We start from the raw sequence: 15,773 nt of genomic DNA on the forward strand, positions 1-15,773 counted from the left end.
AAGGGCAAAGGGCGTTGCATTCGGACCGCCAGAGACTCGCTTGTCTGCGGGATTGCGCTTTATTTCCAAACGGCGAAAACCCAGGGAAAATCCCGAATTTGTAAGATTTCACAGCGAGTTAGTGTGGGCTTTTCAGATAAAGATTATACTTCCTTTTCCGGTCCATCCGGCATAATTGACGCATGTCTTCACTTCATTAGATGGAATAAATATGACCAAGCTTAAAGCAGTAATCCCGGTTGCGGGTCTCGGCATGCATATGCTTCCGGCGACCAAAGCCATTCCGAAAGAGATGCTGCCTGTTGTGGACAAGCCAATGATTCAATACATCGTTGACGAGTGCGTAGCTGCAGGTATTAAAGAGATTGTGCTGGTCACCCATGCGTCCAAAAATGCGGTGGAAAACCACTTCGATACAACGTACGAACTTGAAGCGTTGCTTGAAGCGCGCGTGAAGCGCCAACTGTTGAGTGAAGTACAGTCAATTTGTCCGCCAGGCGTGACCATCATGAACGTACGTCAGGCGCAGCCACTGGGTCTGGGACACTCCATCCTCTGTGCCCGTCCGATGATCGGCGATAACCCGTTTGTTGTCGTTCTGCCTGATGTCCTGCTGGACGATTCTACCGCTGACCATTTACGTTATAATCTGGCGGCCATGGTGGCGCGTTTTGAAGAGACCGGTCATAGCCAGGTTCTGGCGAAGCATCTGACCGATTATGACCTGTCAGAATACTCGGTGATCACGACGGAACAACCGCTGGAAAACCCGGGCGACGTCAGCACCATCAGTAACTTCGTTGAGAAACCAGAGCATCCGGCTGAGTTAAACTCAGACCTGGCGGCGGTAGGGCGCTACGTCCTCTCTGCCGATATCTGGCCAGAACTGGAACGTACCGAACCGGGCGCATGGGGACGTATTCAGTTAACGGATGCGATTGCCAGCCTGAGCAAGAAAAAAACGGTTGATGTGTCCCTGATGACCGGGCACAGCTTTGACTGTGGACGCAAGTTGGGTTACATGCAGGCATTTGTCTCGTACGGTTTACGAAACAATGCGCAGGGCCGTGATTTCCGCGAAGCGATCAAGCATATTCTGGCGAAGTAATCACTGTATAATTCGCCGCGGTTAACGCGGCAGAAAGGGAGAAGTTGAGATGGCAATTTTGGTTACAGGCGGCGCGGGTTACATCGGCTCTCATACCGTACTGGCGCTGCTGGAGCGCGGTGACGACGTCGTCGTCCTGGATAATCTGTGCAATGCCTCGCGTGAGGCGATTAACCGTGTTGAGAAACTCGCCGGCAAGAAAGCCACCTTTATTGAAGGTGATGTCCTTGACCGCGCCTGCCTGCGCGACCTGTTTGCCTCTCACCGTATTTCTGCCGTGATTCACTTCGCCGCACTTAAAGCGGTGGGTGAATCCACGCGTATGCCGCTGGAATATTACGAAAATAACGTTGCCGGTACCGTTGTTCTGCTGGAAGAAATGCGTAACGCTGGCGTCTGGAACTTCATTTTCAGTTCCTCTGCCACCGTTTACGGCGCTAACGCGCCGGTACCTTACGTTGAAACTACCCCAATTGGGGGGACGACCAGCCCGTACGGCACCTCTAAGCTGATGGTCGAATTCATTATCCGTGATTTTGCCAAAGCCGAGCCGAAGTTCAAAACCATTGCGCTTCGCTACTTCAATCCGGTTGGCGCGCATGAATCGGGTGAGATCGGTGAAGATCCGTCAGGCATTCCAAACAACCTGCTGCCCTACATTGCCCAGGTCGCTATCGGTCGTCTGGATAAACTCGGTGTGTTTGGCGGTGACTATGATACGCCAGACGGCACCTGCCTGCGTGACTACATTCATGTCGTTGACCTGGCGGAAGGCCACCTTAAAGCGCTGGATCATCTGGACAAAATTGAAGGTTATAAAGCCTACAACCTGGGTGGTGGCAAAGGCTTCTCCGTACTGGAGATGATCAAAGCCTTCGAAAAAGCCTCGGGCAAACCGATTCCGTATGAAATCAAGCCACGTCGCGATGGCGATCTGCCGGCGTTCTGGGCGGATGCGTCGCTGGCGAACCGTGAACTGGACTGGCGTGTGACACGGGGGATTGACGCGATGATGCGCGATACGTGGAACTGGCAGTCGAAGAATCCGGAAGGGTTTCGTTAATATTACTCATTAGCATTTGTAAAATCCCATATCGTTCGATGCTAACAAGCAGCCGCACGTATGGGATGTTCCTGTATTGTCTTTAAACCGTTCACATCATTGTAAGCAACTCACCTGTTAAAAAATGGACTTAGTTATTTTTTGTCCATAAATCAAAAATCTAGGGCGCTTTCAACCCATCCCGCTTGCCACAGAAAACAAAATCTGTTGATTAAATGGTCAGATTTCAGATGCCAAATCTTGTGTGATCAGAAAATTGTCAAAAAGTGGCGCTTTAAACCTTGTCTCAAAGCCAGGATAGTACGAGAATCGTAAGGTTTTTTATCGATTCAGCCAGGTTCTCGAAAATAATAACCGGGCAAGACAACGCCATTTTGTAATGCAGTCTATGCTTAACGATGGCTAAAACTATGTTCACGCAAGTGGTAGCGATAGCCAGGGGCGGTAGCGTGGTTAAAATATGACAACTCAGCAGTGGTGCATACATGCAAGAGATCGTTTGTGTTTTTCTAAGTGCATTCGCGTTGCTATTCATTGCGCGCAAGGTCGCTCGCAAAGTCGGACTGGTCGATAAGCCTAACGACAGAAAGCAGCATAAAGGACACATTCCCTTAGTTGGCGGCGTTTCGGTCTACTTATCACTATGGATTTTATACATCATGCAGCCAGGTTGGCTGCCTGATTTCACCATCTACATGTTCTGTGCCACGGTACTGCTGGTCGTCGGCGTCCTTGATGACCGCTTTGATCTTCCGGTAATGCCACGCATCATGATTCAGGCATTGATGGCTTGTATCATGATGTGGAATGGTTATTACTTGTATTCATTAGGAAATGTGCTTTTCGGCTTTCAGTTAGTATTGGGTATTTTTGGTTATGCGGTGACGCTTTTTGCTGTCATCGGCGCGGTAAACGCATTCAATATGGTAGATGGTATAGATGGACTATTAGGAGCTTTGTCGTGCGTCACATTTGGTGCCTTAGGAATCGTGTTTGAAATCGGCGGAAACACGCCTCTTGCCCTATGGTGTACATGCTTGATGGCGGCATGTTTACCATACATATTACTCAATCTGGGCATTCCCTGGGGCAATAAATTTAAGGTCTTTATGGGTGATGCAGGAAGTACCTTAATAGGTTTTACAGTAATTTGGCTATTAATGTTGGCGACACAAGGCACAGAAGCCGTGATTCGTCCAGTGACTGCGTTATGGCTAATCGCCGTTCCGCTCATGGATATGGCACGTGTTATGGCTGCTCGTCTCCGTCGAGGCTATAGCCCTTTCAAACCCGATCGGGAACATTTGCATCATCTGCTCATGAGGGCAGGATTGACTGGACGCGGGACACTTGTCGTTATGGTCATATTCGCAGCTATACTGGCAGCAGCAGGCGTTGCATTTGATTCTTTGGGCGTAAGCGACAGCTGGCAATTGCTGCTTTTTATTGCTGCATTCCTTTCATTTAATGGAATAATATACCGTTCAGCGCGATTTCATAGAGTTAATCAAATTAGTTTAGCTAAACAAAATGATACGAATGCATTGGCTGATAAATTTTAAAATCTAATGATGTGAAATTTATATAGTTCGGAAAACTTTATTAGATGTAATTTTCTCCTAACATAACTTTCATGAAATTTAGAAATGGATAGTCATTATCTTTTCTGAATGTTTAAAAGAATAAATTCTGGATAGCGATTGTGAATATTCTAGTTACTGGTGGTGCCGGTTTTATTGGATCTGCGGTAGTTCGACACATTATTGAACATACGCAAGACAGCGTAGTTAATGTTGATAAACTAACCTATGCAGGTAATCTTGAGTCTCTTAAAGATGTTGGCAAGCATCAACGCTATAATTTTGAACATGCTGATATATGCAATGCCGATCAAATGGATACTATCCTTAAACGTTACCAACCAGATGCAATTATGCACTTAGCAGCAGAAAGTCATGTTGATCGTTCAATTACCGGCCCCGCAGCCTTTATAGAAACGAATATTGTGGGGACTTATACAATTCTTGATGCTGCCAGAAAATACTGGATGCAACTGGATGAATCCCGTAAGGCTAATTTCCGCTTCCACCATATCTCTACGGATGAAGTATACGGAGACCTACCACATCCAGATGAGGTGCAAGATATTTCAACTTTGCCCCTTTTTACCGAACATTCTGCATATGCACCGAGCAGTCCTTATTCTGCTTCAAAAGCATCCAGCGATCATTTAGTCAGAGCCTGGTCACGGACATATGGTTTACCTGTGATTGTGACAAACTGCTCAAATAACTATGGCCCGTACCATTTTCCAGAGAAACTTATTCCTCTGGTGATTTTAAATGCACTTGAGGGCAAACCTTTGCCCGTTTATGGGAAAGGCGATCAGATTCGTGACTGGTTATATGTGGAGGATCATGCACGAGCACTTTTAACCGTCGTTAAGACGGGTAAAATTGGCGAAACTTATAATATCGGTGGGCACAATGAGAAGAAAAATATAGATGTTGTGCATACTATATGTGATTTATTGGACGAAATCGTACCTAAAAAAACATCATATCGTGAACAAATAATTTATGTCAAAGATCGACCTGGTCACGATCGCCGCTACGCAATCGATTCAGGGAAAATAGCCCGTGAATTAGGTTGGAAGCCATTAGAAACCTTTGAAAGCGGTATACGTAAAACGGTGAACTGGTATCTGGCAAATACGCAATGGGTTGATAATATCAAAAGCGGTGCCTACAAAACTTGGATTTTAGAGAATTATGGAGACCGCCAGTAATGAATATCCTGTTGTTTGGGAAATCGGGCCAGGTTGGCTGGGAACTTCAGCGCGCTCTGGCACCTTTAGGCAATGTAATAGCATTGGACAGACACAGCAAAAATTATTGTGGTGATTTAAGTCAGCCAGATGAAATAGCAAAGACAATTCAGCAAATCCAGCCCGAGATTATTGTGAATGCAGCTGCATATACTGCTGTTGACAAAGCAGAGTCTGAATCCAGTCTGGCATATCTAATCAATGCTCATTGCGTTGAGACAATTGCTAAAGAAGCGAAAAAAATAAATGCCTGGGTTGTTCATTATTCAACTGACTATGTATTCTCAGGTGAAGGTGATTGTGCCTGGACCGAGACTGATTTGACCAGTCCAGTAAACACCTATGGTGCCAGTAAGCTTGCTGGTGAACATGCACTAGCTGCATATTGCCAGAAGTTTTTGATCTTACGTACAAGTTGGGTCTATGCGGCAAATGGTAACAATTTTGCTAAAACGATGCTGAAGTTAGCCAGTGAGAGAAAAGAGCTTTCTGTTATAAACGATCAGTTTGGCGCCCCCACAGGCTCAGAACTGCTGGCGGACTGCACCGCCCATGCCCTTCAGACGGCATTACGTAAACCTGAAGTCGCAGGCATTTATCATTTGGCTGCAAGTGGTACAACAACCTGGTATGAGTACGCTTCATTTGTTTTTAATGAAGCCCGAAACAAAGGTATCATGCTTTCTCTCGAAAAGTTAAATGCCATCCCAAGCAGCGCCTATCCTACACCGGCTCGTCGCCCCTATAATTCTCGACTCAATAACTCCCATTTCCAACATATATTTGGATTAAATTTACCTGAATGGTACTCAGGTGTTGAGCGTATGTTAAACGAAGTTTTAATGCAGCAAAAAGATAAATAATTAATTTAATGCCTGATATCAGGCATTTTATGCTTAAAGAGATAAAAGAATGGCAAAGCGGAAAGGAATTATTCTGGCGGGCGGTTCAGGAACACGCCTCTATCCAGTCACAATGGCTGTTAGTAAACAGCTTCTGCCTATTTACGACAAACCTATGATCTATTACCCGCTTTCAACACTTATGTTAGCAGGTATAAATGATATTTTGATTATCAGCACATCACAGGACACACCTCGTTTTGAGCAACTTTTAGGCGATGGTAGTCAATGGGGAGTGAACTTGCAATATAAAGTGCAGCCAAGCCCGGATGGTCTTGCCCAGGCTTTCATTCTTGGTGAGGCGTTTATTGGCAATGATAACTGTGCATTAATTTTAGGCGATAATATATTCTACGGGCATGATTTGCCAAAACTCATGGAAACAGCCATCGTGAAAGATGAGGGCGCTACCATTTTTGCTTATCATGTCAATGATCCCGAGCGATACGGTGTTGCTGAATTTAATAAAGATGGCAAAGCAATCAGCCTTGAAGAAAAACCAGCTAAACCGAAAAGCAATTATGCTGTCACCGGACTTTATTTTTACGATAACAGTGTCGTCGAAATGGCGAAAAATCTAAAACCGTCACCTCGTGGTGAGCTTGAAATCACAGATATTAACAGGCTTTACCTTGAGCGGGGAGATCTCTCTGTAGCGATGATGGGAAGAGGTTTCGCGTGGTTAGATACTGGAACGCATCAAAGTTTGATTGAAGCGAGTAATTTTATTCAGACCATTGAAGAACGACAGGGATTAAAAGTATCTTGTCCTGAGGAAATCGCATACCGAAAAGGTTTTATTGATCGTGAACAGGTTGCTAAGCTAGCTAAACCACTCGAAAAAAATCAATACGGTAAATACCTGATGAGAATGATCAGCTCATAACTTACGGTTAATAATCGCTGACTTTATAAGAAAAATCATTCTTTATTAAAATTCAATTCAGAAAGAAAAAATGAATATTATAGATACAGATATTAAAGATGTATTAGTAATTGAACCAAAAGTATTTGGCGATGATCGCGGTTTTTTTTTCGAAAGCTTTAATAAAAAAATTTTTGATGAAGCTGTTGGCTATGAAGTTAACTTCGTACAGGATAATCATTCTAAATCAAAGAAAAATGTTTTACGCGGACTTCACTTTCAAAAATCACCCAAGGCTCAAGGTAAGCTCGTAAGGTGTGTTAGAGGTGAAGTTTATGATGTTGCTGTCGATATAAGGCCAGACTCTGCTTCTTTTGGCAAGTGGTTTGGTATACGATTATCTGCGGAAAACAAAAAACAATTATGGATTCCGGAAGGCTTCGCACATGGGTTTTACACTCTTACAGATGATGTTGAGTTTGTTTATAAGACTACCGATTACTACTCACCAGAGTGCGAAAGATGCATTAAATGGAATGACGTAGATTTAAATATTTCCTGGCCCATCCCTGATAAAGTGTTGCCAGAACTTTCTGCTAAGGATGAAAAAGGTACACCTTTCGCATCTAATCTACATAATTTCATTACTGTGTAATTAAATGAGTTTAATCAAAAATAGCATACTCAATCTTTCTGGGTTCATGATACCTACAATTGTGGCCATACCAAGTTTGGGAATCCTGGCACGCGAACTCGGAACAGAACTTTTTGGCATTTTTACGTTGGCATTTGCGATTGTAGGATATGCAAGCATCTTTGATGCAGGATTAACGCGTGCCGTTATAAGAGAAATTTCTTTATTCAGAAATGACCATGAAGAGCAAATTAAAATAATATCTACAGCCTCAGTTTCAGTATTTTTATTGGGCTGTTTAGCAGGCAGTATACTCTATATTCTAATTCCTTTTATACCCGGTTTTTTACAAGTTTCAATATTTCATATTGATGATGTCAAATCTTCATTTAAAGTGCTTGCAATTACAATACCTGTATTTTTATTAAATCAAATATGGCTAGCGTATCTGGAAGGACACGAAAGATTTGCCATCATTAATATGCAACGTGCGCTCAGTAGTTCTTCTATCGCAGCGATACCTGCAATGTTGATGTTAATACAGCATACTTTATATTATGCCATTGTTGGACTGCTAATTGGGCGAGTAATTTCACTTATAATGAGCTTTTATTTTAGCCGCGAAATTATCCTTAGAAGGTTTCAGTTAAGTAAAGAAACTTATTTTCGACTTTTGAAATTTGGTGGTTGGATAACTATAAGTAACATCATCTCACCAGTCATGGTATATTTTGACCGCTTCGTAATTTCTCATCTTTTAGGTGCTAACAAAATAGCTTATTATACTGCGCCTTCAGAAGCTGTCTCCAGACTGTTGAACATTCCTACAGCGTTATCGAGAGCGCTTTTCCCAAAGTTAAGCGCTGGAAACGCTGACGGAAAAAAACTCGAGAAGCTTAGTTATTTGCTAATGGCTGGGTGTTGTTTACCCATAGTCTTTATTGGTATTTTTTTTGCAGAAAAAATCCTTGTTACATGGATGGGATCTGCGTATGCGGGAGAGCCAGCAAAAATATTACAGATTCTATTAATAGGATTTGTATTTAATGCAATGGCTCAAATCCCCTTTTCTAAAATACAGGCTATAGGTAAAGCACATATTACAGCAAGCCTTCATATGGCCGAGTTAATACCTTATCTACTTATGCTTTATTTTCTTACTGTAAACTATGCTTTAACAGGGGCAGCGGTAGCATGGAGTATAAGAGTGATGGTGGATTTTTTTGCTTTATTCTATCTTTCAAGGAAATTGGATGCAGAACGTTGATATTGCAATGGCAACCTATAATGGTGAAAAGTATATAGCAGAACAATTACGCTCTATTCAAAATCAAACTTACCCTTACTGGACCTTATATATCAGTGATGATGCGTCAACTGACAATACGAAAAAAATCATTGAAGAGTTTGCAAATCAGGATACCAGAATAAAATTAATTAATATTGAAAGGCAAGGTGGCGTAGTTAACAATTTCAATAAAGCTTTACTATGTACAAATGCAGAATTTGTTTTACTTTCAGATCAGGATGATTATTGGCCCGAGCATCGTATCAAAGATTTATTAGATTTTATTATGCAGAAACCTCAAGATAAGGTTGCAATGGTTTTTAGTGACCTTACACTTGTCGACGAAAATCTGAAAGTTATTTCTGAGAGTTTTTATAAATCACGCTCAATTGACCCATTAAAAAATAGCGATTATAAAACTTTAATTTGGCAATGTAGTGTATACGGTTGTTCAGTAATCATGAACAGAAAACTGCTCGATAAATGCTTGCCATTGCCAGAAGGAATTACGATGCATGATAACTGGTTAGCTTTAAACGCAGCAACTGAAAAGGGATTGTTTTTCTATGATCACCAGACTATTTTTTATCGTCAGCATAGCAATAATGTTGTAGGGGGTTCAGGAAAAACATTAACAACCAAGATAAAAAGTCTACCTAACACAATCGATAAAATAATAAAATACAGGAAAAAGATCACAAAGCTCATCGCAGAAACCAAGAAAATCAGAGGTAACGAGTCTCTTGGTTCGGTCGGAAACTCTTGGCTAACAGATGTTTTTTTTGCGTTAAGAAATATTACACCTGAAATTTTATTCGGTAGCAGAAGAGGGTATGCTTTTTTTATGCTCATTGCTTTTGTGGTAACCAGATGATTTATTTTACCTATTTCTTTATAACCCTTTTTATCTCCTTATTTAGACACCAAAAAAGTGAAAGAATAACTTGTCTAATTATTACTCTTTTTGTGTTTTGTTTCTCTTATCCATCCGGGGGGGATTGGATAGGATATTTTTTGAATTATGATTGCATTCAAAATGGTCAGTGTGACGAAAATACACCTAGCTTTGAGCCTGGCTTTAATTTAATAGTTTACATTTTTGGCAATTTAGGTTTCCTGGGTTATAATATAATAATAGTTATATTTAATATTTATTGCCTTGATAAATTTTCTAAACAGTTTGAGAATAAAGCGTTTATATATTTTTCAATGCTGTCTTTCATGTATTGGATGTTATATGTAGAGGCCGTAAGGCAATCGATAGCAATCTCTTTATTATTGTTGGCTATACCATTCCTTTTTAAAAGAAAAATAATAAATTATATACTTCTGGTTTTGTTGGCAAGTACAGTGCATACAACGGCCATAATATGTATACTCTTTATCTTACCAGTGATATCCCCGAGAATATCACACTTAAGTTCAATGTCGACATTAATACTTTCTCTCGCATTCTTGTTTGTACCGTTCATTATTTTAAATATAGCTTTCTCGTTTTTACAACCAGGATCGCTTGCGTACGAAAAATTGAATTTCTATCTGACTTCTGAAGCTTATCGGCCACAGCTTTCAGCTGGCGTAGGTACTCTCTTCGACTTAATCCTTATCGTTCTTGTCTATATTTGCTACAAGGGGCTGAAGCGTAAGAAAGATGAAAATGTTTTACATCATTTGAATTTAGTCTTACCAGGCGTAATTCTCTATATTAGTTTTTCAATAATAATTGGGAAAATGATGCCGGTGATGACAAGAATAGGTTGGTACGGATTACCCTTTATCATTATCTTACTCAATGCGAAAATTTCCGACTCTGTTTATTTTGAGAAAATAAAAAGCACTGCATCTTTTCCCGTTACTAAATTGATGATTTACTTATTTCTCATAGCGCAAGCAGCACGTCCCATGCTTTATGAACATTCGCGTTATGGAATAATTAATCAGGAAACAATATTTCAGGCCGCTAATTACCTAAACGATGATGGGCTTTATATCAGAGCGAAGAAAAAATGTGCAGTTCTGCACACTATGGGTTTGGAGTTTTTATGTTCAATATAATGTATGATAACAGATAAAATATTATACTAAGGCGTATTGATGATTTATATTGATGGAATTATATACTCATTACAAAACTCAGGTGGAATATCTGTATATTTTGATGAGTATTTGAAATTTTTGGATAAAAGTAATGTTAAAAATAAACTGATAATTTATCCAAACAGCAATCCTTATGCAAAAAAATTGCAGGTAAATCGTAAGCCACGACTAAATATTAATATCGAGCGTTATATTGATGTTAGTATATCGCCAGAAAGTAAAAGCGACATTTTTCACTCAAGTTATTACCGGCTTCCCGTTAATAAAGATAATGTAAAAATAATTACCACGGTTCATGATTTTACCTATGAAGTATTCCCCAGGGGGGTCAAAACTAAAATTCATCATTGGCAAAAAAAACGAGCGATACTTAACAGTGATGGGATTATTTGTATTTCTGAATCCACCCGAAAGGATATGTTGAAATATATTCCCGAAGCTAAAAATATACCAACTAAAGTTATATATAATGGTGTAAGCGATTTTGTACCATTAAACACTAAAAGCGATAAAGGTAAATATGTTCTTTTTGTTGGCGCAAGAGAAGGATACAAAAACTTCGTTTCTTGTGTAAAAGCGCTAAAAGATCATAAAGACATAAAATTAATCGTCGTAGGTGGCGGCAGTTTTAATCCTGAAGAACTTATTTTATTGCGCAATACCATACCTGGGCGTTACAGTCATGCAGGGTTTGTAAATGAACAGGAACTTAATGCACTTTACTCAAATGCCTATTGCTTAATTTACCCGTCTTTATATGAAGGATTTGGAATCCCAGTTATAGAAGCGATGCGTTCAGGCTGTCCTGTTATTGCTTCAAATTCTTCCTCAGTAAAAGAAATAGCTACAGGTGCAGCGATTTTACTGGACAATATTACTGAAGTTGATATAAGTCAGGCGTTATATCAGCTCGATGATAAAAGAATACAAGAAAAGTTGGTCACTAACGGACTTACAAACTCTGAAAAATATTCCTGGACAAAAATGGCACAGGAAACATTAAATTTTTATGATGAAATAAGAGATTTAAAATGAAAAAAGCATTAATTACAGGCGTAACGGGTCAGGACGGTTCTTATCTTGCAGATTTTCTTTTGGAAAAGGGATATGAAGTCCATGGAATTATTCGACGCACATCATCGTTCAATACTGAACGGATCGATAATGCTTTAAGTAAAAATCGCAATATGTATCTTCATTATGGTGATTTGACTGATTCATCTAATTTAATAAGACTAATGAAAGATATCAGTCCGGATGAAGTTTATAATCTTGGTGCAATGTCTCACGTTGCGGTATCATTTGAATCACCTGAGTATACTGCTGACGTAGATGCAATTGGTACTCTTCGTTTGCTTGAAGCCATTCGTATTTGTGGTCTTGAGAAAAAAACCAGATTTTATCAGGCTTCAACTTCCGAATTATATGGTCAGGTAAGAGAAATTCCTCAGAAAGAAACTACGCCTTTTCATCCGAGATCACCTTACGCAGTAGCAAAAATGTACGCCTATTGGATCACTGTTAACTATCGTGAGTCTTATGGCATGTATGCTTGCAATGGTATCTTGTTTAATCATGAATCCCCGCGCCGTGGTGAGACCTTTGTTACGCGAAAAATTACGCGAACGCTTGCTAATATTGCACAGGGTCTTGAAAAACAGTTAGAACTAGGCAACATGGACTCGTTACGTGACTGGGGTCATGCCAAAGATTATGTACGTATGCAATGGATGATGTTGCAGCAAAACCAAGCAGATGATTTCGTTATTGCCACGGGTAAACAAATTTCAGTTCGTGAATTTGTCAGAATGTCGGCTCGTGAACTTGGCATTGAATTAACGTTTACTGGCACAGGCGTGGATGAAATCGCTACGGTAACTTCGGTTTCAGGTGACAATGCTCCGCAAGTGAAAGTTGGTGATGTCATTGTAAGAGTTAATCCTCGTTATTTTCGACCTGCGGAAGTTGAAACTCTCCTCGGTGATCCATCTAAAGCAAAAGAGTTACTTGGGTGGGAACCTCTAATTACCGTAGAAGAAATGTGTGCAGAAATGGTGGAACATGATTTAGGTAACGCCAAACAGTTCGCATTATTGAAAAGTCATGGCTTCAATGTTTCAATCTCTGTGGAAAGCTAATTATGACTAAAAAAGTTTTTGTAGCGGGACACCGAGGCATGGTGGGCTCTGCAATTGTTCGCCAACTCTCAAAGCGCAAAGATATTGAAATCATTACTAAAAGTAAAGAAGAGTTGAATCTACTTTCAAAAGATGATGTCGAAAATTTCTTTTGTAAAACTAAGATTGATGAGGTTTATCTTGCTGCTGCAAAGGTAGGGGGGATTCAGGCTAATAATCAGTTCCCCGCGAACTTCATTTATGAAAATATGCTAATTGAATGTAATGTCATTCATGCAGCGCATCTGGCAAATGTCCCAAAACTGCTTTTTTTAGGTTCGAGTTGCATATATCCTAAGTTTGCAGAGCAGCCTATTAAAGAATCTGCTCTTCTTACTGGAGTACTTGAATCCACCAATGAGCCCTATGCGATTGCTAAGATAGCGGGCATCAAATTATGTGAATCGTACAACAGACAATTTTCTCGAGATTACCGCAGTGTAATGCCAACAAATTTGTATGGTATAAACGATAATTTTCATTCAGAAAACTCACATGTTGTACCTGCTCTGATGCGTCGCTTCCATGAGGCGATGCTAAATAATGAGCCTACAGTGGCAGTATGGGGAAGCGGTAACCCCATGCGTGAATTTTTATATGTTGATGACATGGCGGAAGCATCTGTCTACGTTATGGAATTGGATTACGCCAGTTATGCTGCTAATACTATGCCTATGTTATCGCATATAAATGTTGGTACAGGTGTGGACTGTACTATAAGAGAACTGGCAAATACGCTCGCCGAAGTAGTTAGTTATAAAGGCAAAATAATTTTTGATAGTTCAAAGCCTGACGGAACACCGAGAAAATTACTCGATGTACAACGCTTGAAAGATATGGGATGGTCATTTTCAACTGACCTTCATACTGGCCTCAAAGAAACTTATAAGTGGTTTTTAATGAACCAGCATTCTTTTAGGAAGTAAAATGGTAAAGCGATTAAGTAGGGATTTATTCGAAAATATTCTGGCCAATACTCCATTGATATCAATAGACCTGATTCTCGAAAACTCAGATGGGAAGTTTTTATTAGGATACAGGAATAATAAACCTGCGCAGCATCATTGGTTTGTACCTGGCGGGAGAATTTTTAAATCTGAGTCAATTGCTGACGCGTTCAAGCGGATCGTCAGCGATGAATTAAATCTTCATTTAGAAATTGAATGCGCAAGTTTTAAAAGTGTGTATGAGCATTTCTACAACGATTCATATGTAAGTGATAGTGTCTCAACGCATTACATTGTCCTTGCTTATAATATTTCCTACAGATCTGATTTGGAAAGTTTTCCCGTAAACCAGCATTCAAAATTCAAGTGGTTCAGTAAAGAAGAAATTTTAGCTTCTGACTCTGTTCATTTTTATACTAAGAATTATTTTCAATAAAGGCATTGAAATTATGTCAGTTAATTTATTACCTGTTATTATGGCTGGAGGTTCAGGTAGTCGCTTATGGCCATTGTCAAGAACGTTATATCCTAAGCAATTTCTTGCACTTACTTCTGATTCAACAATGCTACAGGAAACGATTAAGCGTGTTGAGCCATTGCCTCATCTTCCGCCTTATATAATATGTAATGAATCACACAGATTTATTGTTGCTGAACAGTTACGCCAGCAGAATGTAAAACACGGAGGGATTTTCCTGGAACCTGTAGGCCGTAATACGGCGCCAGCAATAACTCTCGCTGCGCTACAGGCTGTAAAAGATTTTGGCGATCCCGTTTTGTTAGTGCTCGCTGCCGATCACGTTATCAAGGATGAAAAAGCGTTTTTAGCATCAGTTGAAAATGCTATTCCTTTGGCTGAAGCAGGTAAACTTGTTACTTTCGGTATCGTCCCGACCCATCCTGAAACTGGGTACGGTTATATCAAACAAGGCTCAAAACTCAATGACCACTCTTATAAAGTGGATTCATTTGTTGAAAAGCCCAATTTAGAAACTGCACAAGAATATTTGTCATCGGGTGAGTACTACTGGAATAGTGGGATGTTTTTATTCCGTGCGTCTGTGTTTCTTAATGAAATTCGCAAGTTTCATATAGATATTCTGGAGCGGTGTGAGCAAGCTCTATTAGGACAACACAACGATCTTGATTTTATACGTTTAGATGATAATGCATTTAAAAGTTGTCCTGATGAATCCGTTGATTATGCTGTAATGGAAAAAACACAGGATGCAGCTTTGGTTCCAATGAATGCTGCCTGGAGTGATGTTGGCTCATGGTCTGCTTTATGGGAGATAAATGCTAAAGACGGTAATGAAAACGCTATCAGAGGTGATGTCGTTACTTCCGATACTTACAATAGTTATATATATTCTCAAAACAAATTAGTTGCTACTGTAGGCATTAACAATTTAGTTGTCGTAGAGACAAAAGATGCTGTATTGATTGCACATAAGGATAAAGTACAGGGTGTTAAAGATATTGTACATCAGCTAAAAATTGATTCGCGTTGCGAACATTTGCAACATCGTGAAATATTCAGACCTTGGGGATCACACGATACAATAAGTGAAGGTGCTCGTTTTCACGTAAAAAAATTGACGATTAAGCAGGGGCAGCGTACAGCAACGCAAATACACCATCACCGTGCTGAACACTGGATTGTTGTTTCAGGAACCGCTAAAGTTCATAAAGGTGACCAAAGCTATCTCATTACGGAAAATGAATCTATTTATATTCCGATTGGGGAAGCCCACGCTATTGAAAATCCTGGCATTCTTCCGCTTGAAATTATTGAAGTACGTACCGGAACGTACTTGTCTGAAGATGATGTCATCCGTATTGGTGATGACGGGACAGGATATTAA

At 40.2% G+C, this 15,773-nt stretch carries 15 protein-coding genes; all 15 read left to right on the forward strand.

Features of this window, described 5'->3' with window-relative positions:
• Positions 1–211 precede the first annotated feature (211 nt).
• The gene (galF, locus tag C7433_RS12025) at positions 212–1,108 is read left to right on the forward strand and encodes a UTP--glucose-1-phosphate uridylyltransferase GalF (RefSeq protein ID WP_006119858.1); all 897 of its coding nucleotides are present in this window, start codon (positions 212–214) and stop codon (positions 1,106–1,108) included.
• Positions 1,109–1,157: 49 nt separating this feature from the next.
• Positions 1,158–2,171, forward strand: coding sequence for a UDP-glucose 4-epimerase GalE (gene galE, locus C7433_RS12030; RefSeq protein WP_033740479.1), 1,014 nt, complete (start codon positions 1,158–1,160; stop codon positions 2,169–2,171).
• A 485-nt stretch (positions 2,172–2,656) separates the two neighbouring features.
• On the forward strand, positions 2,657–3,733 hold the full coding sequence (gene wecA, locus C7433_RS12035) for a UDP-N-acetylglucosamine--undecaprenyl-phosphate N-acetylglucosaminephosphotransferase (protein WP_110268234.1): 1,077 nt from the start codon (positions 2,657–2,659) through the stop codon (positions 3,731–3,733).
• A gap of 140 nt (positions 3,734–3,873) precedes the next feature.
• Positions 3,874–4,959 (forward strand): dTDP-glucose 4,6-dehydratase, encoded by a 1,086-nt coding sequence (gene rfbB / locus C7433_RS12040; protein WP_110268235.1) that lies wholly within the window; start codon positions 3,874–3,876, stop codon positions 4,957–4,959.
• Positions 4,959–5,861 carry a dTDP-4-dehydrorhamnose reductase gene (gene rfbD / locus C7433_RS12045; RefSeq protein WP_110268236.1) on the forward strand — a complete coding sequence of 301 codons (903 nt, stop codon included), beginning with the start codon at positions 4,959–4,961 and terminating at the stop codon, positions 5,859–5,861. The genes rfbB and rfbD overlap by 1 nt, the downstream gene beginning before the upstream one ends.
• A 49-nt stretch (positions 5,862–5,910) precedes the next feature.
• The gene (rfbA, locus tag C7433_RS12050; protein WP_110268237.1) at positions 5,911–6,786 is read left to right on the forward strand and encodes a glucose-1-phosphate thymidylyltransferase RfbA; all 876 of its coding nucleotides are present in this window, start codon (positions 5,911–5,913) and stop codon (positions 6,784–6,786) included.
• Between the two features lie 70 nt (positions 6,787–6,856).
• Positions 6,857–7,420, forward strand: a complete 564-nt coding sequence (rfbC, locus tag C7433_RS12055) for a dTDP-4-dehydrorhamnose 3,5-epimerase (RefSeq protein ID WP_110268238.1) — start codon at positions 6,857–6,859, stop codon at positions 7,418–7,420.
• 4 nt (positions 7,421–7,424) lie between these two features.
• Entirely contained in the window at positions 7,425–8,666 is a 1,242-nt protein-coding gene (locus C7433_RS12060; RefSeq protein ID WP_110268239.1) for a flippase, read from the forward strand.
• On the forward strand, positions 8,653–9,561 hold the full coding sequence (locus C7433_RS12065; RefSeq protein WP_110268240.1) for a glycosyltransferase family 2 protein: 909 nt from the start codon (positions 8,653–8,655) through the stop codon (positions 9,559–9,561). Before C7433_RS12060 ends, C7433_RS12065 begins: the two co-directional genes overlap by 14 nt.
• Entirely contained in the window at positions 9,558–10,742 is a 1,185-nt protein-coding gene (locus tag C7433_RS12070) for an EpsG family protein (RefSeq protein WP_110268241.1), read from the forward strand. The genes C7433_RS12065 and C7433_RS12070 overlap by 4 nt, the downstream gene beginning before the upstream one ends.
• A gap of 39 nt (positions 10,743–10,781) precedes the next feature.
• On the forward strand, positions 10,782–11,819 hold the full coding sequence (locus tag C7433_RS12075; RefSeq protein ID WP_110268242.1) for a glycosyltransferase family 1 protein: 1,038 nt from the start codon (positions 10,782–10,784) through the stop codon (positions 11,817–11,819).
• Complete coding sequence (gmd, locus tag C7433_RS12080; protein ID WP_110268243.1) at positions 11,816–12,922, forward strand: GDP-mannose 4,6-dehydratase; 1,107 nt, start codon at positions 11,816–11,818, stop codon at positions 12,920–12,922. The genes C7433_RS12075 and gmd overlap by 4 nt, the downstream gene beginning before the upstream one ends.
• A gap of 2 nt (positions 12,923–12,924) precedes the next feature.
• The gene (locus tag C7433_RS12085; RefSeq protein ID WP_110268244.1) at positions 12,925–13,887 is read left to right on the forward strand and encodes a GDP-L-fucose synthase; all 963 of its coding nucleotides are present in this window, start codon (positions 12,925–12,927) and stop codon (positions 13,885–13,887) included.
• A 1-nt stretch (position 13,888) separates the two neighbouring features.
• Positions 13,889–14,344, forward strand: coding sequence for a GDP-mannose mannosyl hydrolase (locus C7433_RS12090; RefSeq protein ID WP_110268245.1), 456 nt, complete (start codon positions 13,889–13,891; stop codon positions 14,342–14,344).
• A gap of 13 nt (positions 14,345–14,357) precedes the next feature.
• Positions 14,358–15,773 carry a mannose-1-phosphate guanylyltransferase/mannose-6-phosphate isomerase gene (locus C7433_RS12095; protein WP_110268246.1) on the forward strand — a complete coding sequence of 472 codons (1,416 nt, stop codon included), beginning with the start codon at positions 14,358–14,360 and terminating at the stop codon, positions 15,771–15,773.

The organism is Pantoea sp. PNA 03-3 (assembly GCF_003201175.1).
GTDB classification, from domain to species: Bacteria; Pseudomonadota; Gammaproteobacteria; order Enterobacterales; family Enterobacteriaceae; genus Pantoea; species Pantoea stewartii.

Excerpts from the sequence above, each read along its gene's own strand:
- galF (WP_006119858.1), top strand. The coding sequence starts at position 212 with ATGACCAAGCTTAAAGCAGTAATCCCGGTTGCGGGTCTCGGCATGCAT.
- galE (WP_033740479.1), top strand. The coding sequence starts at position 1,158 with ATGGCAATTTTGGTTACAGGCGGCGCGGGTTACATCGGCTCTCATACC.
- wecA (WP_110268234.1), top strand. The coding sequence starts at position 2,657 with ATGCAAGAGATCGTTTGTGTTTTTCTAAGTGCATTCGCGTTGCTATTC.
- rfbD (WP_110268236.1), top strand. The coding sequence starts at position 4,959 with ATGAATATCCTGTTGTTTGGGAAATCGGGCCAGGTTGGCTGGGAACTT.
- rfbA (WP_110268237.1), top strand. The coding sequence starts at position 5,911 with ATGGCAAAGCGGAAAGGAATTATTCTGGCGGGCGGTTCAGGAACACGC.
- rfbC (WP_110268238.1), top strand. The coding sequence starts at position 6,857 with ATGAATATTATAGATACAGATATTAAAGATGTATTAGTAATTGAACCA.
- C7433_RS12060 (WP_110268239.1), top strand. The coding sequence starts at position 7,425 with ATGAGTTTAATCAAAAATAGCATACTCAATCTTTCTGGGTTCATGATA.
- C7433_RS12065 (WP_110268240.1), top strand. The coding sequence starts at position 8,653 with ATGCAGAACGTTGATATTGCAATGGCAACCTATAATGGTGAAAAGTAT.
- C7433_RS12070 (WP_110268241.1), top strand. The coding sequence starts at position 9,558 with ATGATTTATTTTACCTATTTCTTTATAACCCTTTTTATCTCCTTATTT.
- C7433_RS12075 (WP_110268242.1), top strand. The coding sequence starts at position 10,782 with ATGATTTATATTGATGGAATTATATACTCATTACAAAACTCAGGTGGA.
- gmd (WP_110268243.1), top strand. The coding sequence starts at position 11,816 with ATGAAAAAAGCATTAATTACAGGCGTAACGGGTCAGGACGGTTCTTAT.
- C7433_RS12085 (WP_110268244.1), top strand. The coding sequence starts at position 12,925 with ATGACTAAAAAAGTTTTTGTAGCGGGACACCGAGGCATGGTGGGCTCT.
- C7433_RS12090 (WP_110268245.1), top strand. The coding sequence starts at position 13,889 with ATGGTAAAGCGATTAAGTAGGGATTTATTCGAAAATATTCTGGCCAAT.
- C7433_RS12095 (WP_110268246.1), top strand. The coding sequence starts at position 14,358 with ATGTCAGTTAATTTATTACCTGTTATTATGGCTGGAGGTTCAGGTAGT.